This is a genomic window from Nocardia sp. NPDC087230 (assembly GCF_044744725.1).
In the GTDB taxonomy this organism is placed as follows: domain Bacteria; phylum Actinomycetota; class Actinomycetes; order Mycobacteriales; family Mycobacteriaceae; genus Nocardia; species Nocardia canadensis.
Genome location: NZ_JBIUYV010000001.1, coordinates 412967 through 439509, shown reverse-complemented (window position 1 = coordinate 439509; position 26543 = coordinate 412967). Strand labels below are relative to the sequence as shown.

The window sequence follows — 26543 nt, the reverse complement described above, 5'->3', positions numbered from 1 at the left end:
TTGAACAGGGCCGCGTCGCTCACCTTGCGCAGCGCGGCGACGGCGTCGCCGGTGAAGGCCTCACCGGCGATCAGCAGGGCGCGCAGCGAGGACAGAGCTCCGCCCTCGGCATCGATGCTGCCCGCGAAAACAGTCAGCATCGACGGCACGAACGAGGTCATCGTGACGCGCTGCGCCGCGATGACATCGGCGAGGTACTGCGGGTCGCGGTGGCCGTCGGGGCTCGCCACGACGATCCGGCCGCCGGTGCTGAGCGGGCCGAACAGCTCCCACACCGAGACGTCGAAGGTGGCCGGGGTCTTGAACAGCACCACGTCGTCGGCGCCGATGCCGTATTCGCCGGTGATCCAGCGGATCTGGTTGACGACGGCCGCGTGCGGCACGGCGACGCCCTTCGGGCGACCGGTCGACCCGGAGGTGAAGATGACGTAGGCCGGGTGCTGAGGACGCAGCGGCGCGATCCGCTCGGCGTCGGTGACCGGAGCGTCGGAGTAGGCCGCCACCTCGAGGGTGTCGACGGCCAGCGTCGGCAGCTCACCCGCGTCGAAACCGTCGCGCGCCGTGGTGAGGACGACCACCGGGGCGGCGGTCTCCAGCACGTAGGCGATGCGGTCGGCGGGCTGGTCGAGGTCGAGCGGCACGTAGCCACCGCCGGCTTCCTGCACGGCGTAGGCCGCGACGACCAGGTCGATGCTGCGGCGCAGGCCGAGCGCGACCAGGGTCTCCGGGCCGACGCCCGCCTCGATCAGGCGATGCGCCAAACGGTGCACGCGCGCGGCGAATTCGGCGTAGGTCAGCGTCGCACCGGAGGCCGGGTCGACGATCGCGACCGCGTCCGGGGTGGCGGCGGCCTGGCGGGCGAACTCGTCGACCAGGGTGCCCGCGCCGGGCAGCGCGCGCTCGGTGTCGTTCCAGCCGAGCACGGCCAGCGCGTTCTCGGTGTCGTCGAGCAGTTCGAGATCGCCGACGGCCCGGTCCGGCGCCGCCGCGATCGCGGCCAGCAGGCGGGCGAAGCGGGTGCCGAAGCGATCCATGGTGGCCGCGTCGAACAGGTCGGTGGCGTAGATCAGCTCGGCGACGATGCCCGCGGGCGAGTCGGCGGGCTTCGCGGCGTTGGACCGCTCCGCTCCCGAGGACCCTGCGTGGTCACGCTTCGCTACCGCCTCCGGGCCCGCCGGTCGCTTCTCGGTGAGCACCACGTTCAGGTCGAACTTGGCCACGTCGATCGGCAGCTCGACGCCGCTGACGGTCAGGCCGGGCAGTTCCAGGCTGGTCTGGCCGGTGTTCTGGAAGGCCAGCATGACCTGGAACAGCGGGTGGCGGGCCTGCGAGCGGGCCGGGTTGATGATCTCGACCAGCCGCTCGAACGGCAGGTCGGCGTGGCCGAAGGCGGCGATGTCGGCCGCGCGGACCTCGCCGAGCAGGTCGGTGAAGCTCGCGTCGCCGTCGACCTCGGTGCGCAGCACCAGGGTGTTGACGAACATGCCGATCAGGTCGTCGAGGGCACGCTCGCCACGACCGGCGATCGGGGTGCCGATGGCGATGTCGTTCTCGCCGGACAGGCGCGAGAGCAGCAGCGCCAGCGCCGCGTGGGCGACCATGAACAGCGTCGCGCCACGGCTGCGGGCCAGCTCGGCCAGTGCCGCATGGGTGTCGGCGTCGATCTCGAAGGTGTGGGTGGCGCCACGACCGCTGGCGACCGCGGGACGCGGCCGGTCGGCGGGCAGGTCCAGTTGCTCGGGCAGGCCGCGCAACCGCTGACCCCAGAACGAGATCTGCTGGGAGATCACGGACTTGGCGTCGTCCTCGTCGCCGAGCACGGCGCGCTGCCACAGGGCGAAGTCGGCGTACTGGACCTCGAGCGGACGCCAAGCGGGCTCGGCGCCTTCGACGCGGGCGCTGTAGGCGGTCATCACGTCGCGGGTCAGCGGGCCCATGGAGAAGCCGTCGGCCGAGATGTGGTGCACGACCAGGGCGAGCACGTGTTCGGTCGGGCTGATCTCGAACAGGGCGGCCCGGAACGGCACCTCGGCGGTGACGTCGAACGCGGTGAGCACCAGCTCCGAGAGGCGCTGCGGCAGTTCGGCACCGGTGGTCTCGATCGGCGCGAGGTCGGGGATGACCTTGCCGGTCGGCACGATCACCTGGTGGGCCGCGCCGGCGACCTCCGGGTAGTAGGTGCGCAGCGACTCGTGACGGGCGAGCACGTCGGCCACGGCCACCTGCAGCGCCTGCCGGTCGAGCAGGCCCGACAGCCGCACGGCGGCCGGGATGTTGTCGACCGCGGACTCGGGGTCGAAGCGGTTGAGGAACCACATGCGCTGCTGGGCCAGCGACAGCGGCACCCGCTCGGGGCGCAGCTGCGGGACCAGCGCGGCGCGACGGTCCGTACCGGAGTGCGTCTCGGCGCGCGCGGCCAACCCGGCGACGGTGGAGGCCTCGAACAGTTCGCGCACGCCGATGTCGGTCTCCAGCGCGGCCGAGAGGCGAGCGGCGACCTGGGTCGCGGTCAGCGAGTTGCCGCCGAGGGCGAAGAAGTCGTCGTCGAGGCCGACCCGCTCCAGGCCCAGCACGTCGGCGAAGGTGGCGGCGACGATCTCCTCGACCGGCGTGGTCGGGGCGCGGAACACCGCGGCCTCGAACACCGGCGCGGGCAGCGCCTTGCGGTCGAGCTTGCCGGAGGCGTTGAGCGGGAACTCGTCGAGGACGATGATGACCGCGGGCACCATGTAGGCGGGCAGGTTGGTGCCCAGTTCCTCGCGGGCGTCCTCGATGTCGACGGTGCGGCCCGGCGCGGCGATGACGTAGGCCACCAGCTGATCGCCGGTGTGCTGATCGCCGCGGACCACGACCACCGACTGGGCGACCTCGTCGAGCGCGGTGAGCGCCGACTCGATCTCACCCAGCTCGATGCGCAGACCACGCAGCTTCACCTGGAAGTCGGTGCGGCCCAGGTACTCCAGCTCGCCGTGCTCGGTCCAGGCGACGAGGTCGCCGGTGCGGTACATGCGGGCGCCGCCCGCGGGGCTGCCGGCGGGCCCGGAGGAGGTAGCGGAGCGTGACCCCGCAGGGCCCTCGGCTGCCACGCCATCGGACACAGCGGAGAAGGGGTTCGCGACGAAGCGGTCGGCGGTCAGGTCCGGCCGCGCGACATAGCCGCGCGCCAGCTGGGTGCCCGCCAGGTACAGCTCACCCGCGACACCGACCGGGACCGGGCGCAGGCGCGCGTCCAGCACGTAGACCTCGGTGTTGAACACCGGCGCGCCGATCGGCACGGTGTCGGTATCGGTGTCGACGACCTCGTGGAAGGTGACGTCGACCGCGGCCTCGGTGGGGCCGTACAGGTTGTGCAGGGCCGCACCGGTGAGCTCGCGCAGACGATGCGCGGGCTTGGGCGGCAGCGCCTCGCCGGAGGCGAACACCATCCGCAGCGACGCGCAGCGCGCGGCCGCGGCATCGGCGACGAAGACCGCGAGCATCGACGGCACGAAGTGGGTGACCGTCACACCCTCGGCAGCGATGATCTCGGCCAGGTACGCCGGATCACGATGACCGTCGGGCTTGGCGACAACCAGACGCGCGCCGATCTGCAAGGGCCAGAAGAACTCCCACACCGACACGTCGAACGTGGCGGGGGTCTTCTGCAACACCACATCGTCCGCGGTGAGGCCGTAGGCGGCCTGCATCCACACCAGACGGTTGACGATCGCGCCGTGGCTGACCGCCACACCCTTCGGACGACCGGTCGAACCGGACGTGAAGATCACATACGCGGTGTTCGACGGACGCAGCGGCGCCGTGCGCTCGGCATTCGTGATGCGGGTGTCGGCGTAGCCGACCAGGTCGAGCAGGTCGATGCGGACCTGCGCGGTGTCGATCTCCAGATCGGTGCCCGAGGTGAGCACACACACCGGATCCGCCGTCGCCAGAATGTATTCCGTGCGCTCGGCCGGGTGATCGGGGTCGAGCGGCACGTACGCGCCACCGGCCACGCTCACCGCGTACATGCCGACCACCAGGTCGATCGAGCGGCGCATACCCAGGGCCACATAGGTTTCCGGGCCGACACCGCGATCGATCAGCCAGCGCGCCAGGCGGTAGACCCGCTGGGCGAACTCGGCGTAGGACAGGTTCTCGCCTTCGAAGCTGAGGGCGGTGGCCTGCGGGGTGCGCGCCACCTGCGCCTCGAACATCGAGACGAGGGTGGCCGTGGTGTCGACCTCGTGCGCGGTGGCGTTCCAGTCGCGCACGACCAGTTCGCGTTCGGCGGCGTCGAGCAGCTCGATATCGCCCACGGCCACACCGGGTTCGGTGGTGATCGCGGTGAGCACCCGGATCAGGCGCTCGGCGATGCGGTGCACGGTGGCGGCGTCGAACAGATCGCTCAGGTAGCCGGCCCGGATACGGAGCTGCGTGTCCAGCTGGGCGATCAGCGACAGCGGGTAGTGGGTCGCGTCGGCGGCGTCCAGACCGGTGACGGCCATGCCGTCGATGTCGGCGGCCTGGGCCTTGATGCCCTCGGCGTCGACCGGGTAGGACTCGAAGACCACCAGCGAGTCGAACAGGGCGCCGATGCCCGCGGCCGACTGGATGTCGGCCAGGCCGATGTAGTGGTGGTCGAGCAGGTCGGCCTGCTCGCCCTGGGTACGGGTCAGCACCTCGCGCACCGATTCGGCGGCGTCGAAGCGCACGCGCACCGGGACGGTGTTGATGAACAGGCCGACCATGGATTCCACGCCCGACAGCTGTGCCGGGCGGCCCGAGACGGTGGTGCCGAACAGCACGTCGTCGCGGCCGGTCATCCGGCCGAGCACGATCGACCAGGCGACCTGCAGCACGGTGTTCGGGGTGACCCCGAGGTCGGCGGCCAGCGCGACCAGGCGGGCCGTGGTCGGCTCGTCCAGGTCGAACAGGTACTCCTCCGACAGCGCCGCGATCTCGCGGCTGGCGTCGGGGCGGGCCAGCAGAGTCGGCTCGGTGACGCCGCGCAGCGCGGCGGACCATGCCGCGACCGACACCGAGTGATCCTGCTGGGCAACCCATTCCAGGAAGTGGCGGTAGGAGCGGACGGCGGGCAGCGCGCTCGTGTCGCCGTGCAGGGCGTAGAGCGCGAGCAGGTCGCGCATGACCAGCGGCGTCGACCAGCCGTCGAGCAGGATGTGGTGGTTGGACACCACGAAGCGCCACTCGTTCTCGGCGATGCGGATCAGGGTGAACCGGATCAGCGGCGGCGCGGCCAGGTCGAAGCGGGCATGGCGGTCGGCCTCGACGAGGTCGGCGAACTCGCCCGTTTCGGTGCGGTCGTGGTCGGTCCAGGCCACCTCGGCGTGCTCGAGGACGATCTGGACGGCATTGCCGTCGTGGTCGGTGACGAACGCCGTGCGCAGGGTCTCGTGCCGGTCCAGCAGAGCCTGGGCGGCAGCGCGCAGACGGGTGGCGTCGACGCGACCGGTGAGCGTCAGGACCGCCTGCGCGGTGTAGACGTCGACCGAGCTGGCGGCCAGACGGGCGTGGAAGAACAGACCGGCCTGCAGCGCGGCCAGCGGCCACACCTGGGTCAGCTCGGGGTAGCGCTTCTCCCAGACGTCGATATCACCCTGGGTGGAGCGCACCAGCGCGAAATCGGACGGCGTGTGGCCACCCGCGTCGGCCGAGTTGGCGTGCCGGGCGACGGCTTCCAGCGCGGTGACCCACAGGTCGGCGAACTCGCGCACCTCGGCGGCGGCGAGCAGGGTGCTCGGGTAGCCGATATTGGCGCTGAGCTTGTCGCCGACGACGATCGCGTTGACGTCCAACGGCGCCATGGCGGGCATGTCGGCGTCGTAGGCGCCGCCGAGGGCGGCCAGCTCGGGCGCGGGAATCCAGCCGAAGCCGCGCAGCGCGTCGGGCACGTCGCTGTCGGCGACGCGGCCCAGGTAGTTGAAGCTGATCTGGCCGGGCAGCTGGGTGGGCAGTTCCGCCGCGGTCTCGGCGTTCATGTACCGCAGCAGGCCGTAGCCGATGCCCTTGTCGGGCACGGCGAGCAGCTGCTCCTTGACCGCCTTGACGGCCTGACCGAGCGCGGGACCACCGGCGAGCGCGGCGTCGATGTCGATACCGGCCAGGTCCAGGCGGACCGGGAAAATAGCGGTGAACCAGCCGACGGTGCGCGACAGGTCGGCGCCGGGCGCGACCTCTTCCTCGCGGCCATGGCCTTCGAGCCGGACCAGCAGTGCGTCGTTGTCGGCGCGGTGGCCGTCACCGGCAGCGGATCCGTCGCCCAGGGCCGCACGGGTGGTCGAGCCCGTGGCGCCGACGCGAGTCGAGCGCCACTTGGCCGCGGCCAGTGCGAGGGCGGTGAGCAGACCGTCGTTGACGCCACCATGGAACAACGCCGGGACGGTGGTCAGCAGGGCCTTGGTGACCTCGGCCGACACCTCGACCGGCAGCTTCTCGATGACGCCGGAGACGTCGACGGCCGGGTTCATCGGCCGCTCGGTGAGCAGCGGATCCGGGGTGGCGACGACCTCGCGCCAGAAGTCGAGTTCGGCGGCGCGTTCGGGGCTGCGCGCCTCGTCGGCGAGCGCGTGCGCCCAGGCCCGCATGGAGGTGGCCGGGGCGACCAGTTCCGGCTGCTGGCCGGCGGAGAGCTGGCCCCAGGCAGCGACGAAGTCGGGCACCAGGATGCGCCAGGACACGCCGTCGACCACGAGGTGGTGGGCGACGACGATCAGGCGACCTGCCCGCGCGACGGACCGGGATCCGGCGGACGACGCCGCGGCGTCGGTGGCGGTCGCCGAGGTCGTGTCGCCGGAAACGCTCGCGGCGGTGTCGCCGGTCGGGGCGGCATCACCGGGCAGCGAGATAGCCGGGGCGGTCGCGGCGGACGGCTCCAGCCAGACGAACCGAACGACCACTCCCGCGGCGGGATCGAGCCGGTCCAGGCTGGCATCCAGTGCGGCGGAGGCGATCTCGATCAGCTCGTCGTCGGTGGCATCGGCCGGGAAGGTGCTGTGGTCGATCAGCACGTCGGCGTCGACCGCGCCGGCGGGCGCGGTGTCGACGACCCAGCGGCCGTCGACCTGGTGCAGGCGCGAACGCAGCATGTCGTGGCGGTCGATGACCGCGCCGACGGTGGCGGCGATGCCCGCGCGGTCGATGCCGACCGGCAGTTCCAGCGCCATGGTCTGGTTGAACCGGTCGAACGAGCCGGACCGCTCGGCCATGAACCGGACGACCGGGGTCAGCGGCATCTCGCCGACGCCACCGCCGGGCAGCTCGGCCAGCGTGACGGCGGCGGCCGAACCGACCTCGGCGGTCTCGGCGACCGAGGCCAGCCCGGCGACGGTGCGCTGTTCGAAGACGTGGCGCGGAGTGAACAGCACGCCGCGGGCCTTGGCCCGGGAGACGAGCTGAATGGAGACGATCGAGTCACCGCCCAGGGCGAAGAACGAGTCGTCCACGCCGACGCGCTCGACCCCGAGCACCTCGGCGAAGACCTCGGCGATGGTCTGCTCGATCGAGGTGCGCGCGGCCCGGAAGGTGACCTCGGTGGCGAACACCGGCTCCGGCAGCGCCTTACGGTCGAGCTTGCCGACCGGAGTCAGCGGCACGTGGTCGATCACCATGATCGACGACGGCACCATGTAGGCGGGCAGGCGGTCCTCGACGTGCGCGGTCAGCGCCGCGACGTCGATCGAATGGCCCGGCGCGGCAACCACATACGCGACCAGCGAGACCGCGCCCGCCGTGCTCTTGTGGCCGATGGTGGTCGCGAAGTCGACGGTCTCGTGCGAGGCGAGCGCGGAGTCGATCTCGCCCAGTTCGATACGGAAACCGCGGATCTTGACCTGGAAGTCGGAGCGGCCGACATATTCGACGGTGCCGTCGGCGGTCCAGCGCACGACGTCACCGGTGCGGTACATCCGCTCCCCCGGCACGAACGGATCGGCGACGAATCGGTCGGCGGTCAGCCCGGCGCGGGCGTGGTAGCCGCGCGCCAGCTGGATGCCCGACAGATACAGCTCACCCGCGACACCCACCGGAACGGGCTGGAGCTGGGCGTCCAGGATCAGCGAGCGCATGCCGCGCGTCGGGCCACCGATGGTGACCAGCTCGCCCGGGGTCAGCGCGGCGCTGATGTTGGTCATGATCGTGGTCTCGGTGGGACCGTAACCGTTATGGAAGGCGCGAGTCGTGCCGTCCGCCAACGGAACCGCCCACTTGCTCACCAGATCGGCGGGCACCGCCTCACCACCGGCGACCAGCACCCGCAGCGAATCCAGGCCGCTCGGGTCGAAGGTCGCCAGCGCTGCGGGGGTGATGAAGGCGTGGGTGACCCGCTCGGCGCGGATCAGCTCGGACAGTTCGTCACCGCCGTAGACACCCGGCGGGACGACGACCAGCGCGCCGCCGCGGGCCAGCGCCAGCAGCAGTTCCAGGATCGAGGCGTCGAACGAGGGCGAGGCGAAATGCAGTGCGCGGGTATCGGTATCGAGGGCGTAGCGCTGGGCCTGCTCCTCGCCGAAGTTGGCCAGGCCGGCGTGGGTGACCACGACGCCCTTGGGCACACCGGTCGAGCCGGAGGTGTAGATGACGTAGGCGGGCTGCTCGGGCATGGTCGCGCGGACCAGTTCCGAATCCGCGATCGGGCCGCCGTCGAAGGCGTCCAGGTCCAGCTCGTCGAGCACCAGCCACCGTGCCGATTCCGGCAGGCCCGCGCGCACGGAGGCGACGGTGAGGCCCAGCGGTGAACCGGAGTCGGTGACCATGTGGGCGATGCGGTCGGCCGGGTAGGTCGGGTCGACCGGCACGAAGGCGGCGCCGGTCTTGGCGACGGCCCAGGCGGCCAGCACCGAGTCGGCCGAGCGCGGCACGCCGACGGCGACGAGGTCCTCGGCGCCGATCCCCTCGGCGATCAGCAAGCGCGCCAAGCGGTTCGAGCGCTCATCCAGCTCGGCGTAGGACAGAGCCGTCCCCTGGAACACGACGGCGTCGCCGGTCGGGTTCAGCGCGACGGCCTCGGCCAGCAGGCTGCGCAGGGTGCGCGCGGGCACCGGCGGCTCGCCGACGCGCGACACCAGATCGGCCCGCTCGGCGGCATCGAGGACATCGATGGCGCCGACGGTGACCGTGGCGTCGGCGGCGACGGCTTCGAGCACGCGCTCCCAGCGGGTCGCGATGGTGTCGACGGTGGCCTCGTCGAACAGTTCGGTGGCGTAGTTCAGGGCCAGCGCCATGCCGCCGCTGCCCGGCTCACCGAGTTCGGACAGGGTGAACTGCAGGTCGAAGCGGGCGACGCTCTCGTCGAGATCGAGCGCCGAGACGGCCAGGCCGGGCAGTTCCAGGGTGGTGCGGTCCAGGTTCTGGAAGGCCAGCATCACCTGGAACAGCGGGTTGCGCGACTGCGAGCGCTCCGGCGCCAGCAGTTCCACCAGGCGCTCGAACGGCACGTCGGCGTTGCCGTAGGCGTCGAGGTCGGCCTTGCGGGCCTGCTCGAGCAGGTCGGTGAACGCCTCAGCCGGGCGCACGCCGGTGCGCAACACCAGGGTGTTGACGAACATGCCGACCAGGTCGTCGAGGGCCTGTTCACCACGGCCCGCGATGGGCGTGCCGATGGCGATGTCGTCGGAGCCCGACAGGCGCGAGAGCAGCACCGCCAGCGCGGTGTGCATGACCATGAACAGCGACGCGCCTTGGCGGCGGGCCACCTCGTCGAGCTTGGCGATGAGCTCGGGCGCCAGCTCGCGGTGCACGGTGGCGCCGCGATGCGAGGCGATGGCCGGGCGGGCACGGTCGAACGGCAGGGTCAGCTCGTCGGGGACACCGGCGAGCTGGCGCTGCCAGTACCCGACCTGGCGCGACATCAGCGAGTCGGCGTCGTCCTCGGTGCCGAGCACCGCGCGCTGCCAGATCGCGAAATCGGCGTACTGCACCGGCAGCGGCGCCCAGCCGGGCGCGGTGCCCTGGGCACGAGCGGTGTAGGCCAGCATCACGTCGCGGGTCAGCGGCGCGATGGAGAAACCGTCAGCCGCGATGTGGTGCACGACCACGACCAGCACATGCTCGGCGTCGGCGCGCCCGGAGGGAGCACCGCCAGCGGACTCGGGGGTGACCTTGAACAGGCGCGCACGCAGCGGAACCTGTTCGGCCACATCGAAACCGGTGGACACGAACTCGGTCACGGTGCCGAACAGCTGCTCCTGGGCGACCGTGACCGGGCGCAGATCCAGCGAGATGCGTTCGGCCGCGACGATCTGCTGCACCGGGGTGCCGCCGTGCTCGGGGTAGCGGGTGCGCAGCGATTCGTGCCTGCGCACCAGGTCGGCCAGCGCCAGCGCCAGCGCTTCGGTGTCGAGCGCGCCGGTGAGGCGGATCGCGACGGGGAGGTTGTAGGCCGCCGAGGTGGTGTCGTACTTGTTGAGGAACCACATGCGCTGCTGCGCGAACGACAGCGGCACCAGTTCACCTTCGGTGCGCTCACGGGCGACCAGCGCCGCGCGGGCGGTGCCGCCGGTGTGCGATTCCACCCGCGCCGCAAGGGCTTCCACGGTGGAGGCCTCGAACAGCGCGCGCACCGGCACGGTGGCGCCGAGCGCCGCGCCGATGCGGGCGACCACGCGGGTGGCGATGAGCGAGTTGCCGCCGAGGTCGAAGAAGTCGTCGTCGACGCCGACCCGGTCCAGGCCGAGCACGTCGGCGAAGACCGCCGCGACGGTCTCCTGTACCGGGGTGACCGGGGCGCGGAAGGCCCTGGCCTGCACCGCCGGAGCGGGCAGAGCGCGACGGTCCAGCTTGCCGTTGACGGTCAGCGGGATCCACTCGAGGCGGACCAGCGCGGCCGGAACCATGTAGGCGGGCAGCTGTTCGGCGGCACCGCTGCGCACGACGTCGAGGTCGGGCTGGGCGTCGCCGTCGGCGACCACGTAGGCGACGATGCGCTGGTCGCCCGGCTGATCCTCGCGCACGATGACCGCGGCCTGGGCGATGCCGGGCTGGGCCAGCACGGCGGCTTCGATCTCACCGAGCTCGATGCGGAAGCCGCGGACCTTCACCTGATCGTCGGCGCGGCCGAGGTATTCGAGCTCGCCGAAGCGGTTCCAGCGCGCGAGGTCGCCGGAGCGGTACAGGCGCGAGCCCGCCTGGCTCGGGCCCGCGAGCGGGTTGGCGACGAAGCGGGTCGCGGTCAGGTCGGGGCGACCGAGGTAGCCGCGCGCCAACTGCGGTCCGGCCACATACATCTCACCGGCGACACCCACCGGCACCGGCCGCAGCCGGTTGTCCAGCACGTACACGCCCAGGCCGGCGATGGCCCGGCCGACGACCGAACCAGCCGCGGCGGCAATGGTCTTCGCGTCCAGCGCGCGGAACGACACGTGCACCGTGGTCTCGGTGATGCCGTACATGTTGACCAGCGTCGGCGAGCTGTCGCCGTGGCGGGCAACCCAATCCGACAGGCGGCGCAGTTCCAGCGCCTCACCGCCGAAGACGACGTAGCGCAGGGCCAGCGGCGCCAGGCCGGGTCCGGCGATCCGGTCGGCCTCGGCGAGCTGGTAGAACGCCGACGGCGTCTGGTTGAGCACCGTCACCTGCTCGACACGCAGCAGTTCCAGGAACTGCTCGGGCGAACGCGAGGTGTAGTAGTCGACGACGATCAGCGAGCCGCCGAACAGCAGCGGACCCCACAGCTCCCACACCGAGAAGTCGAAGGCGTAGGAGTGGAACAGCGTCCACACATCGCGCGGGCCGAAGCCGAAGCCGCGGTCGGTGTTGGCGAACAGCCGCACCACGTTCCGGTGCGCGACCGCGACGCCCTTGGGGCGACCGGTCGAGCCGGAGGTGTAGATGACGTAGGCGACGTTGTCCGGCGACAGCGGCGCGATCCGGTCGGCGTCGGTGATCGGCAGATCGTCGGCGTCCTCGATATTGCCGGTCTCCACGGCGAACCCGTCGAGCACCACCGAGGGCAGGTGCGCGGGCACCGTCACCTGCACGGTGGAGTCGAGGACCACGCTGGTGGGACGGGAGTCCTCGAGCACGTAGGCGATGCGCTCGGCCGGGTAGGTCGGGTCGACCGGCACGTAGCCCGCGCCGGTCTTGACCACGGCGAGCAGCGCGACGACGAGATCGAGCGAGCGCGGCAGGATCACCGCGACCAGCGACTCGGGGCCGGCGCCGTCGTCGATCAGCCTGCGCGCCAGCACATTCGCGCGCCGATCGAGCTCGGCGTAGGTCAGCGACTCGACGCCGAACTTGGCGGCGATGCGATCGGGGTAGGCCGCGGCCGCCGCGTCGAACAGGTCGACCAGCGTCGTGTGCTTGTTGCCGAACAGCCCGCGACGGTGACCCGCCGGGGTGCTGGCGTCGTGGATCACCGGCAGGGCGATGGCGTCGGCGCCGGAGGACACCCAGCGCTGCGCGACATCGCGCTGTTCGGCCTCGCCGAGCAGGTCGATGTCGCCGACGATCACGTCGGGGTTGTCCGCGACGGTGCGCAGGATGCGCACCAGGCGATCGCCGAAGGCGGCGACGGTCTCGGCGTCGAACAGATCGGTGGCGTAGTTCCAGGACATCGCCAGCGAGCCGTCGGCGGCCTCGCCCACGGTCAGCTGCACGTCGAACTTCGCGGTGCCCGGGTCGAAGTCGACGACGTCGAGGTCGAGGCCCGGCAGGGCGACGGTGCCGGTATCGGCGGCGGTGGCCGCCTCGAAGGTCAGCGCCACCTGGAACAGCGGGTGGTGGGCCTGCGAGCGGGTGGGGCTGAGGACGTCGACGAGGCGCTCGAACGGCACGTCGGCATTGGCGAAGGCCGACAGGTCGACCTTGCGGACCTGGTCGAGCAGGTCGCCGAAGCGGCCGCCGAGGTCGACCTCGCTGCGCAGCACCAGGGTGTTGACGAACATGCCGACGAGGTCGTCGAGGGTGCGCTCGCCGCGGCCCGCGATCGGGGTGCCGATGGCGATGTCGGTGCTGTTGGACAGGCGCGCGGCCCAGGTGGCCAGTGCCGCGTGCATCACCATGAACAGGGTGACGCCGTGCGCGCGGGCGATCTCGGTCAGCGCGCGGTGCAGGTCGGCGTCGACCGAGAAGCGGTACAGGTCACCGGCGTTGGTGGCGATCTCGGGGCGCGGGCGGTCGGCGGGCAGCTCGATCTGGTCGGGCAGGTCGCGCAGTTGCTCGGTCCAGTAGGCGATCTGGCTCGCGGCGACCGACTCGGGATCGGACTCCTCGCCGAGCACCTCCCGCTGCCACAGCGTGTAGTCGGCGTACTGCACCTCGAGCGGAGCCCACGCGGGGACCTCGCCGCGGACACGCTCGGTGTAGGCCACGACGACGTCGCGCAGCAGCGGTCGCAGCGAGAACCCGTCACCGCTGATGTGGTGCATGACCAGCACGGCGACGTGGTTCCGGTCGTCGACGCGCAGCAGGCTCGCGCGGAACGGCACCTCGCGGGTGACGTCGAAGTGCACGCTCGCCAGCTCCACCACGCGGGCGACGACCTCGTTGGCGGTGACCGGCTGGGCGGGCAGCGCGAAACGTACCTCGTCGGCGGGCAGGACCTGCTGGTAACCGGCGCCCTCCACCTCGGGGTAGAAGGTGCGCAGCGACTCGTGCCGCGCGGTCACATCGGCGATGGCCGCTTCCAGCGCGGCGACATCGAGGTCGCCGGTGAGCCGGATCGCGACCGGGATGTTGTTGACGGCGGTGCGGTTGTCGAAGCGGTTGAGGAACCACATCCGCTGCTGGGCCTGCGACAGCGGCACCAGCTCGGGCCGCGGCTGCGGCACCAGCGGGATACGCCCGCCGCGACCGGTGGCGGTCTCCACCCGCGCGGCCAGCGAGGCCACGGTCGAGGCCTCGAACAGCGCGCGCAGCGGCACCTGGGTGTCGAGCGCCTCGGACAGGCGAGCGGCGACCCGGGTGGCCACCAGGGAGTTGCCGCCGAGCTCGAAGAAGTCGTCGTCGAGGCCGACCTGACCCGCGCCGAGGACCTCGGCGAAGGTGGCGGCGACGATCTGCTGCACCGGGGTGACCGGCGCCTGGAAGGTGCGCGCGGCGAACACCGGCGCGGGCAGCGCCTTGCGGTCGAGCTTGCCGGAAGCGTTGAGCGGGAAGGCGTTCAGCACCACGTACGCGGCGGGCACCATGTAGACGGGCAGTTCGGCGCCGAGGGCGTCCTTGACCGCGTCGGTGTCGACGGTCGAGCCCTGCTGCGGGATGACGTAGGCGACCAGCTGATCGCCGGTGCGCTCGTCGGCACGGACCACGACCACCGCCTGGGCGATCTGCGGCAGCGCGGTGAGCGCGGACTCGATCTCGCCGAGCTCGATGCGCAGACCACGCAGCTTGACCTGGAAATCGGTGCGGCCCAGGTATTCCAGCTCGCCGTCCGGCGTCCAGGTGACGAGGTCACCGGTGCGGTACATGCGCTCGCCGGGAGCGAACGGGTCGGCGACGAAGCGGTCCATAGTGAGGTCGGGCCGACCCACATAGCCGTGCGCCAGCTGCACGCCCGCGAGATAGAGCTCACCCGCGACACCCACCGGAACGGGCCGCAGACGCGAATCCAGCACGTACAGACGGGTGTTGAACACCGGCGCGCCGATCGGCACGGTGTCGGCGTCGGCATCGGTGACCTCGTGATAGGTCACGTCGACCGCGGCCTCGGTGGGGCCGTACAGGTTGTGCAGCGCGGCACCGGTCAGCTCGCGCAGGCGCTGCGCGGTCGGCGCGGGCAGCGCCTCACCGGAGGCGAACACATTACGCAGCGAGACACATTCCGCGGCAAGTGGTTCGGTGACGAACACGGCCATCATCGACGGCACGAAGTGCACCGTGGTGACCTGCTCGGCGGCGATCAGGCGGGCCAGGTAGGCCGGGTCGCGATGCCCGTCCGGCTTGGCGACGACCAGGCGCGCGCCGACCTGCAAGGGCCAGAAGAACTCCCAGACCGACACGTCGAAGGTGGCGGGGGTCTTCTGCAGCACCACGTCGTCGGCGGCCAGGCCGTAGGCGGCGTGCATCCACACCAGCCGGTTGACGATCGCGGCATGGCTGACCGCGACGCCCTTGGGGCGACCGGTCGAGCCGGAGGTGAAGATGACGTAGGCGGTGTTGTCCGAGCGCAGCGGACGATGCCGGTCGGCATCGGTGACCGGCTCGGCCGACTGGCCGGACAGGTCGAGCTGATCGATGCGCACCTCGCGCCCGGCCACGCCGGGCAGGCTCTCGCCGGAGGTCAGCACACACACCGGCTGCGCGGTATCGAGGATGTGCTCGATGCGTTCGGCCGGGTGGTCGGGGTCCAGCGGCACATAGGCGCCACCGGCCGCGGACACGGCGTACATGCCGACCAGCAGGTCGATCGAGCGCCGCATGCCCAGGGCCACATACGATTCCGGGCCGACGCCGGCGTCCTTGAGCCAGCGCGCGAGCCGGCGCACGCGGATCGCGAACTCGGCGTAGGACAGACTCGTCCCCTCGAACGTGAGCGCGGTCGCGTCGGGCGTGCGCGCGACCTGCGCCTCGAACAGGGCGTTGAGGGTCGCCGGGTCGTCGTCGCTGGGGGTGCTCAGCGCGGCGTCGACGGCGAACTCGGTGTCGTTCCAGCGATCGAGCACCAGGGTGCGCTCGGCGTCGTCGAGCAGTTCGATGTCACCGACCGCGACCGACGGATCGGCCACGATGCCGGTGAGCACACGCAGCAGACGCGCGCCGAAGGTGGTGGCGAAGCCCGCGTCGAACAGATCGGTGGCGTAGACGAGTTCGGCGTCCATGTGGCTGTCGTCGTCGGCGGGCACCTCGCTGAGCGCCAGCTGCAGATCGAACTTGGCCACGTGCTGGTCGATGCCCAGCTCGGAGACGGTGAGGCCGGGCAGTTCCAGGGTGGTGCGGCCCAGGTTCTGGAACGAGAGCATCACCTGGAACAGCGGGTGGCGCGCCTGCGAGCGGGCCGGGTTGAGCACCTCGACCAGGCGCTCGAACGGCACGTCGGCGTGCGCGAAGGCAGCCAGGTCGTGCTCGCGGACCCGCGCCAGCAGCTCGGTGAACGAGGCCGCCGGATCAACCTGGGCGCGCAGCACCAGGGTGTTGACGAACATGCCGACCAGGTCGTCGAGAGCCTGCTCGCCACGACCGGCGACGGGGATGCCGACGGCGATGTCCTCGGTGCCCGACAGGCGCGACAGCAGCACCGCGAAGGCGCTGTGCACCACCATGAACAGCGTGGTGCCGTGCTCGTGGGCGACCCGGTTCAGCGCGTCGACGAGCTCGCCCGGCACCTCGAAGCGGTGGGTCCCCGCCTGGTAGGTGGCCTGCGCGGGCCGCGACTTGTGGCCGAGGCGCAGCTCGTCGGGCAGATCGGCGAGCGCGCCGCGCCAGTAGTCGAGCTGCTCGGAGATCAGCGAGGTGGGATCGGTCTCCTCGCCGAGGGTTTCGCGCTGCCACAGCGCGTAGTCGACGTACTGCACCGCCAGCGGCGGCCAGCCCGGCTCCGCGTTGGCGGTGCGCGCCACGTAGGCGGTCATCAGGTCGCGCACCAGCGGGCGCAGCGAGAAGCCGTCGGAGGCGATGTGATGGACCACCATCACCAGCACGTGCTCGCGCTCGCCCAGCTCGTAGACCCGCAGGCGGACCGGGGCCTGCGTGGTGACATCGAAACCGCGGCGGGCGAACTCGTAGAGCGAGATCGCCATGTCGGTCTCGTCGGCCTCGACCAGTTCCAGCTCGGGGATGGAAACGGCGGCGGCCAGCACCTTCTGGTAGGCGGTGCCGTCGTGCGAGGGGTAGACGGTGCGCAGCGACTCGTGCCGCGCGATGACGTCGGCGACCGCGCCACGCAGCGCGGGCAGGTCCAGCAGGCCCTGCAGACGGACCGCGACCGGGATGTTGTAGGTGCCCGCACCGCCGGAGTCGCCCAGGTCGAAGCGGTTGAGGAACCACATGCGCTGCTGTGCGAGCGACAGCGGCGGGTGCTCGGGCCGCGCACGCGCGGTGAGCTCGGCGCGCACGCCGGTGCCCGCGTGCGATTCCACCCGGGCCGCGAGCGCGCCGACGGTCGGCGCCTCGAACAGGGTGCGCACGCCCACCTCGGCGTCGAGAGCCTTGCTCAGGCGGGCCGCGACCTGGGTCGCGACCAGCGAGTTGCCGCCGAGAGCGAAGAAGTCGTCGTCGACGCCGACGCGCTCGGCGCCGAGCAGGTCGGCGAAGATCTCCGCGACGATCTCCTCGATCGGGGTCGAGGGCGCGCGGAACACCTTGGCCTCGAACACCGGCGCGGGCAGCGCCTTGCGGTCGAGCTTGCCGGAAGCGTTGAGCGGGAACTCCGCGAGCACGACGAGCGCGGCGGGGACCATGTACGCGGGCAGCTCGGCGGTGATGCCCGCCTTCACCGCCGCCACGTCGATGCTCGAATCCGCTTCGGGCACCACATAACCCACGAGCTGATCGCCCGCGTGCGCGTCGGCGCGCACGACGACGACCGACTGCGCGACGCCCGGCTGGGCGAGCAGGGTCGCCTCGATCTCGCCGAGCTCGATGCGCAGACCGCGCAGCTTCACCTGGAAGTCGGTGCGGCCCAGGTAGTTCAGTTCCCCGTCGCGGGTCCAGGTGACGAGGTCGCCGGTGCGGTACATCCGCGAACCGGCCGCGCCGTACGGGTTGGCGACGAAGCGGTCGGCGGTGAGGTCGGCCCGGTTGAGGTAGCCGACGGCGAGCTGATCGCCCGCCAGATACAGCTCACCCGCGACACCGGGGGCCACCGGATGCAGACGCGAATCCAGCACGAACACCTTGGTGTTCCACACCGGACGACCGATCGGCACCGACTCCACGTCGGTGTCGACCACCTCGTGATAGGTGACGTCGACCGCGGCCTCGGTGGGGCCGTACAGGTTGTGCAGGCGGGCCCCGGTCAGCTCGCGCAGGCGCTGCGCGGTGGGCGCGGGCAGCGCCTCACCGGAGGCGAACACCTGACGCAGCCGCACCGCGTCGCCGTTGCCGTTGCTGCCCAGGGTGGAGACGAACACCGACAGCATCGACGGCACGAAATGCGCGGTGGTGATGCCGTGTTCGGCGATGATCTGGGCCAGGTACACCGGATCGCGGTGGCCGTCGGGCTTGGCGACGACCAGGCGAGCGCCGGTCTGCAAGGGCCAGAAGAACTCCCACACCGACACGTCGAAGGTGGCGGGGGTCTTCTGCAGCACCGCGTCGGCGCCGTCGATCGGGTACTCGTGCTGCATCCACAGCAGGCGGTTGACGATCGCGGCATGGTCGACCGCGACGCCCTTGGGGCGACCGGTGGAACCCGACGTGAAGATCACGTAGGCGGTGTTGGTGGCGCGCAGCGGCTGCGTGCGCTCGGCGTCGGTGATCGGCGCCGAGCCGAAATCGGCGGGCGAGGCGATGTTCTCGACCGCCCGCACGGTGACGCCGTCGGCCTCGAACGCGTCGCGGCGGCTGGTGAGCACCAGCTCCGGCCGCGCGGTCTCGAGGATGTGGCCGATGCGGTCGGCGGGCTGGTCCGGGTCGAGCGGCACGTAGGCCGCGCCTGCCTGCAGCACCGCGTACATGGCGACGACCAGTTCGGTGGAACGCCGAATGGCCAGAGCCACATGCGCACCGGGGCCGATGCCGTCCGCGATCAGCCTGCGGGCGATGCGGTTGGCGCGCTCCTGCAGCTCGCGGTAGGTCAGCCGCTCGTTCTCGAAGACCAGCGCGACCTCGTCGGGGGTCCGCTCGACCTGCGCGTCGAACAGCGAGACCAGCGTGCCGGCGGGCACCGGGCGCGCGGTGTCGTTCCAGTCGACGAGGACCTGCGCGTGCTCCTCGGGCGCCAGCAGATCGATGTCGCCGACGGCGACCTCGGGATCGGCCACGATCGCGGCGAAGATGTTGTCGAGCCTGCGCGCGAACGCGGCGACCGTCGACTCCTCGAAAAGATCGAGGGCGTAGGAGAACTCGGCCGACATGCCGCCGGCCTCACCGTCGGTGTCCTGCACCTCGGTCAGGGTCAGCTGCAGGTCGAACTTGGCCAGCTGGGAGTCGTAGTCGATGCCGCTGACCGACAGGCCGGGCAGTTGCAGCGAGGCCTGCTTGTTGTTCTGGAACGACAGCATCACCTGGAACAGCGGATGGCGCGCCTGCGACCGCGGCGGGTTGAGCACCTCGACGAGCCGCTCGAACGGCACGTCGGCGTGCGCGAACGCCTGCAGGTCGGTCTCGCGGGCCTGGTCGAGCAGGGCCGCGAACGGGGTCGCGCCCTCGACCTGGCTGCGCAGCACCAGGGTGTTGACGAACATGCCGACCAGGTCGTCGAGGGCCTGGTCGCCACGGCCGGCCACCGGGGTGCCGATGGCGATGTCGCTGGTGCCGCTGGCGCGGGCCAGCAGCACGGCGAGCGCGCTGTGCATGACCATGAACAGCGAGGCGTTGTAGCGGCGGCCCAGATCGACCAGGGCGCGCTGGGTCTCGCCGGAGATGACGAAGCTGTAGGTGCCGCCACGGTAGGTGGCCACCGGCGGACGCGGGTGGTCGGCCGGGAGCACCAGCTCGTCGGGCAGATCGGCGAGTTCGCGGGTCCAGTAGTCGATCTCGGAGGAGATCAGCGACTGCGCGTCGTCCTCGGAGCCGAGCACCTCGCGCTGCCAGAGCGCGTAATCGGCGTACTGGACCGGCAATTCGGCCCAGGTCGGCGCCTCCCAGGAGGTGCGCGCCGCGTAGGCGACGATGACATCGCGCGACAGCGGCGCCATCGACCAGCCGTCGGCGGAGATGTGGTGCACCACCATGCCGAGCACGTACTCGGTCTCGCTGATCTCGAAGAGCCGCGCGTGCAGCGGCACTTCGCTGGTCACGTCGAAGGCCATCGAGGCCAGGTCGATCAGATGATCGATGAGGTTGTCCTCGGTGACCCGGTACGGGGTCAGGTCGGGGACGATCTGCGCGGCGTCGAGCACCACCTGCACCGGGCCGTTGCCCGACTCGGGGAACACGGTGCGCAGCGACTCGTGCCGGTCGATCACGTCGATGACGGCGACCTGCAGCGCGGCCACGTCCAGGTCACCGGAGAGCCGGATCGCGACCGGGATGTTGTTGACCGCCGAGGCGGTGTCGAAGCGGTTCAGGAACCACATGCGCTGCTGGGCCAGCGACAGCGGCACCAGCTCGGGCCGCTCACGCGCGACCAGTGCCTTGCGGGCACCGTCACCGGCCTGCGACTCCACCCGCGCGGCCAGCGCCGCGACGGTGGGCGCCTCGAACAGCATGCGCACCGGGACCCGGGTGTCCAGGGCGATGCCGATGCGGGAGGCGACCTGGGTGGCGATCAGCGAGTTGCCGCCGAGTTCGAAGAAGTCGTCCTCGACACCGACACGCGAGAGCTCGAGCACGTCGGCGAAGACCTGCGCGACGATCTGCTCGATCGGGGTGGTCGGGGCACGGAACTCGCGCACCTCGAACACCGGCGCGGGCAGCGCGCGGCGGTCGAGCTTGCCGTTGACCGTCAGCGGGATCGCGGCGAGCACCATGATCGACGACGGCACCATGTAGGCGGGCAGGCGCTGGGCGACATGCTCGGTCAGCGCGGGCACATCGATGGAGCTGCCCGGCACCGCGACGACATAGGACACCAGCGAGGTGCTGCCACCCTTGTTCTTGTGGCCGATGCTGACCGCGAAGTCGACGGTCTCGTGCGAGGCCAGCGCGGAGTCGATCTCGCCCAGTTCGATACGGAAACCGCGGACCTTCACCTGGAAGTCGGAGCGGCCGACGTATTCGACATTGCGGTCGGCGGTCCAGCGCACCACGTCACCGGTGCGGTACATCCGCAGGCCGGGCGCGTAGGGGTTGGCGACGAAGCGGTCGGCGGTCAGCGCGGCGCGCGCGTGGTAGCCACGTGCCATGCCGACGCCGCCGATGTAGAGCTCACCGGCCACGCCGACGGGCACCGGGCGCAGCCGGTCGTCGAGGATCAGGGTGTGGACACCGCGGATGGGTCCACCGATGACGACCCGCTCCCCCGGGATCAGGCCCTCGGACAGGTTGGAGGCGATGGTGGTCTCGGTCGGGCCGTAGACATTGCCCAGCATGCGGCGCGCGCCGTCGGGCAGGCGCACCGCCCACTTGGTGACCAGCTCCGGCGGGACCGCCTCGCCACCGGCGGCCAGGACCCGCAAGTGGTCGAGGCCGCGCGCATCGAAGGTGGCCAGCGCGGCCGGGGTGACGAAGGCGTGGGTGACTTCCTCGGTGATGAGGATGTCGCGCAGTTCCTCACCGCCGTAGACACCCGGCGGGACCACCACGAGCGTGCCGCCGCGACCCAGCGCCAGCAGCAGTTCCAGCACCGACGCGTCGAACGACGGCGAGGCGAAATGCAGTGCGCGGGTGTCGGAGTCGAGCGAGTACAGGTCGATCTGCTCGGCGCAGAAGTTGGCGACGCTGGCATGGGTGACCACCACGCCCTTGGGCACACCGGTGGAACCGGAGGTATAGATCAGGTAGGCGGGCTGGGCCGGATCGGTCGGGCGCACCAGCTCACGCGGCGCCAGCGGCGCGTCGGAGATGTCGTCGAGATCGATGTCGTCGACTTCGAGCCAGCGCACCGAGGTGGGCAGCTCCTCGGCCTCGGAGGTGACCGTGATGCCCACGGAGACACCGGCATCGGTGATCATGTGCGCGATGCGGTCGGCCGGGTAATTCGGGTCGACGGGCACGAACGCGGCACCGGTCTTGGCGACCGACCACACCGCGAGCACCGACTCCAGCGAGCGCGGCACGGCGACGGCGACGAAGTCCTCGGCGCCCAGACCCTGCTGGATCAGCAAGCGCGCCAGCTGGTTCGAGCGGCGATCCAGCTCGCCGTAGGACACGGTGGTCCCCTCGAACACCACGGCGGTCGCCTCGGTGTCGCGGGCGGCCTGCGCCATCAGCTGCGGCAGGGTGCGCGCGACCGCGGCCGGCGCGCCGTAGCGGGTGACCAGGTCGGTGCGCTCGGCGTCGTCGAGCACGTCGATCGCGCCGACGGTGACGGCGGGGTCGGCCAGGATCGCGTCGAGCACGCGCCGCCAGCGCAGCAGCAGTTCCTCGACGGTCGACTGGTCGAACAGGTCGACGGCGTAGGTGAGCACGCCGGTCATGCCCGACAGCGAGCCGGTGCTGGTGTGCTCCTCGGTCAGCGTCCACTGCAGGTCGAACTTGGCCATATCGACCTCGACCTCGTCGGCGTCGACCGACAGGCCGGGCAGTTCCAGAGTGCCGTGCGACATCTCCTGGAACGACAGCACCACCTGGAACAGCGGGTGCCGCGCCTGCGAGCGCGACGGGTTGAGCACGTCGACGAGCCGCTCGAACGGCACGTCGGCGTTGGCGAACGCGCTCAGATCCGTTTCCCGTGTGCGGGCGAGGAATTCACTGAACGGCTGGGTGGGGTCGACGTCGGACCGCAGCACCAGGGTGTTGACGAACATGCCGATCAGGTCGTCGAGCGCCTGCTCGCCGCGGCCCGCGATCGGGGTGCCGACGGCGATGTCGGTGGTGCCGGACAGGCGCGCGAGCAGCACCGCCAGCGAGGCGTGCATCACCATGAACAGGGTGACGCCGTTGGCGCGGGCCAGCGCGGCCAGCTGCTCGTGGGTCTCGGTGTCGATCTCGAAACCGACGCGGGCGCCGCGGAAGCTCTGCTGCTGCGGGCGCGGGCGGTCGCTGGGCAGGTCGAGCTGATCGGGCAGGCCGTCCAGCGCGCGCTGCCAGTAGTCGAGCTGGCGCGCGGCCATCGACGTCGGATCGCTTTCGGCGCCGAGCAGTTCGCGCTGCCACAGGGTGTAGTCGCGGTACTGCACCGGCAGCGGCGCCCAGCCGGGCGCCTCACCCGCGGAGCGGGCCAGGTAGGCGGTGGCGACGTCGCGGGCCAGCGGGCCGAAGGAGAAACCGTCGGCGGCGATGTGGTGGACGACGAAGGCGACCGCGAATTCCGGTGTGCCATTGGTCGTTCCGCCGGTCACCTGGTAGATCCGCACGCGGATCGGCAGTTCCAGGGTGACGTCGAAACCGGTGGAGGCGAACAGGATCAGCTCGTCGTGCAGCAGCGACTGATCGATCGGGGTCACCGTGATGCCCAGATCGAACTCGTCGGCGGGCAGCACCTGCTGGAAGCCGCCGTCGGCGTCGGGGAAGATGGTGCGCAGCGATTCCTGGCGCACCACCACGTCGTTGAGCGCGGCGATCAGCGCGTCGACATCGACGCGACCCTTCATCCGCACCACGAAGGGCAGGTTGTAGGTCGGCGCGGCGGGGTCGAACTGGTTGATGAACCACATCCGCTGCTGAGCCAGCGACAGCGGCACCTGCTCGGGATGCGGCAGCGCCACCAGCGGCGGGCGAGCGGCGGAAACATCGGCGGGAGTGACGGATTCGGCCCGCGCGGCCAACCCGGCCACGGTCGGGGTCTCGAACAGCGCGCGCACCCCCAGCTGGATGCCGAAGGCCGCGCCGATGCGGGCCACGACCTGGGTCGCGACCAGCGAGTTACCGCCGAGCTCGAAGAAGTTGTCGTCGGCGCCGACTCGCTCCTGGGACAGCACATCGGCGAAGATGCCGGCCACGATCTGCTCGGACGGCGTGCGCGGAGCACGGAAATCGCCCGCGGCGGCGGTGAACACGGGCTCGGGCAGGGCCTTGCGGTCCAGCTTGCCGGAGGTGTTGAGCGGGAACGCGTCGAGCACCATGATCGACGCGGGCACCATGTAGCTGGGCAGCTTCTCGGCGACGAAACGGGTCAGCGTCGCCGGATCGGCGGACTGGCCCGGCGCGGGCACCACATAGGCCACCAGCTGCTGGCCGGTGGCGGTGTCGACCACCAGCACCGCGGCCTGGCTGACGCTGGGATGCGCGAGCAGATCGGTCTCGATCTCGCCGAGCTCGATGCGCTGACCACGGAACTTCACCTGGAAGTCGGTGCGGCCGATGTACTCCAGGACGCCGTCGGCGTTCCAGCGCACCAGGTCACCGGTGCGGTACATGCGCTCACCCGGCGCGCCGACCGGGTTGGCGACGAAGCGATCCGAGGTCAGATCCGGGCGGCCGCGGTAGCAGCGGGCCAGCTGACGGCCCGCCAGATACAGCTCACCCGGTGCGCCGATCGCGGCCGGGCGCAGCCGCGAATCCAGCACGTACACTTCGACATTCCACTCGGGGATACCGATCGGCACCGTCACGGTGTCGGCCTCGGTGGCCTCCCAGTAGGTGACCGAGACCGCGGCCTCGGTCGGGCCGTACAGGTTGTGCAGGCCCGCGGTGGAGATCGCGCGCAGACCGGCGGCCGTCTCCGGCGGCAGCGCCTCGCCGATCACGAAAACCGCACGCAGCGTTTCACATTGGGCCTGCGTGGCGTGGGAGACGAAGACCGTCAGCATCGACGGCACGAAGTCGGTCACGGTGACGCCGTGGCGTTCGATCATGTCCGCGACATACAGCGGATCACGGTGGCCGTCGGGCGAGGCGATGACCAGCTTGGCGCCGACCATCAGCGGCAGGAAGTAGCCCCACAGCGACACGTCGAAGGTGGTCGCGGTCTTCTGCAGGTAGACATCGTCGGCGGTCAACCGGTACTCGTCGAGCATCCACAGCTCTTGGTTGACGATCGCGTGATGGGTGACCGCGACGCCCTTGGGTCGACCGGTCGAACCCGAGGTGTAGATGACGTAGGCCGTGTTGTCCGGGCGCAGCGGCGCCAGCCGGTCGTCGTCGGTGATCGGGGTATCGGCGAACGCGGAGGTATCGAGGGTGTCGATCTCCACCCGGGCCACCGTGCCCGGTAGGTCCAGGTCGTCACCGGTGGTGGTCAGCACGCAGACCGGTGCCGCGGACTCGAGGATGTAGGCGGTGCGGTCGGCCGGGTGATCCGGGTCGATCGGCACGTACGCGCCACCGGCGCGCAGCACCGCGTGCATACCGATCACCAGGTCCAGCGAACGGCGCATGCCCAGCGCCACCAGCGACTCCGGGCCGACGCCGTCGGCGATCAGGAACCGGGCCAGGCGGTTGACCCGCGCGCCGAACTCGGCGTAGGTCAGGGTCGCGCCCTCGAAGTCCAGGGCGATGTTGTCCGGGGTGCGCGGGATCTGCGCGTCCAGCAGCGCGGGCAGCGTGGTCGCGGGGACCTCGTGCGCCGAGTCGTTCCACTCGGTCAGCGAGCGTTCCAGCTCGGCGGCGCCGGTGACCGGCAGCGACCACACCGGCAGCGCGGCGTCGGCGGCCAGGAAACGATCGAAGAACTCCAGGAAGCGGGCGTGGTGGGTGGCCGCGTCGGCCGCCGAGTACAGGTTCGGGTTGGTCTCGAAGTCGATGTGGGAGCGGGTGCCGCCGTGCGACTGATAGAAGTTGACGCCCAGGTCCTCGATCGAACCGGTGGAGAGCACGTTGAGGGTGCCGTCCATGTCGCCGAAGCGCAGCTCGTTGTCGAACAGCATGATGTTGACCCACGGGCCGAAGAACTCCGTGGCGACCATGCCGTCGCCCGCCGAATCACGGCGGATGTCCTCGTGCCGGTAGCGCTGATGCCGCAGCGCGCCCGAGACCTCGGTGGTGACCGAGCGCAGCAGCTCGGCGACGGTGGTGTCGTGGCCCACGCGCAGGCGCAGCGGCACGATGTTGGAGGTCACACCGCCGGAACGCCGCATGATCGCGGTGGTACGGCCGGTCACCGGAAGACTCAGGATGACGTCGGAGGTACCGGTGATCTGCGCCAGATACGCCGCGAAACCGGCGATCAGCAGGGGCGCCGAGGTGGTGTCGTGGCGGGCGATGGCCTCGCTGAACAGCTCGTCCTGGGCGGGGCTCAGGGCGGCGCTGGTGACATCGTTGACCGGCGACGGCGGCGCCGACCGACCGGTGAGGCTGCTGCCCTCTTCCAGCCCGGCGACGCGCTGGGCCCAGTGCGCCTTGTCGGACTCGAAGCGCGAGCTGTCGCGGTAGGCGATCTCCGACTCGTAGAGCGCGCGCAGGTCGGTGGCCTTGTTCTCCGGCGCCTCGGCGCCGGTGACGGCCGCGGTGTAGAGCTGTGCCGTGCGGGTGACGAAGTTGTTGGCGCCGAAACCGTCGAGCACGATGTGGTGGACGCGGGCATACCAGTACCAGCGCTCGTCCTCGAGCTGCAGCGCCGCGGCCTGCACTAGACGGTCGTCGACGATGTCGAGCGGGCGGCTGTACTCGGCGCGCATCCACGCCGCGGCGGCCGCCTCGGGATCGGCTTCGCCACGCAGGTCGACGTAGATCAGCGTGTCGTCGAGGGTGAGGTCGACGGTCTGCATCGGTTCGCCGTCGATCTCGACGATGCGCAGGAAGCCCGACTGCTGCTCCGCGGCGGCCTGGGAGCTGACCCGCTCGAGCACCGGGACATCGAGCCGGCCACGCAGGTCGACGAACTGGGCGATATTGATCGGCACCTGTGGGTCGACATGCTGCGCGTACCAGATACCCAGCTGTGCGGGCGAGAGCGGGAAGTACTCCGCAGAGTCTCCACGTCCGTCACCAGTTTCGCCGTTTCCGCCGAAATCCAGCCGGTCCAA

Annotated in this window: 1 protein-coding gene (cut by a window edge); it reads right to left on the bottom strand. The window is 71.0% G+C overall.

The window, feature by feature from the left end:
* Positions 1-26543, bottom strand: partial view of a non-ribosomal peptide synthase/polyketide synthase gene (locus tag ACIO52_RS02055; RefSeq protein WP_402640818.1) — the 5' portion only. It extends 17779 nt beyond the left edge of the window; only the first 26543 of its 44322 coding nucleotides appear in the window; its start codon is at positions 26541-26543; its stop codon lies off the left edge, out of view.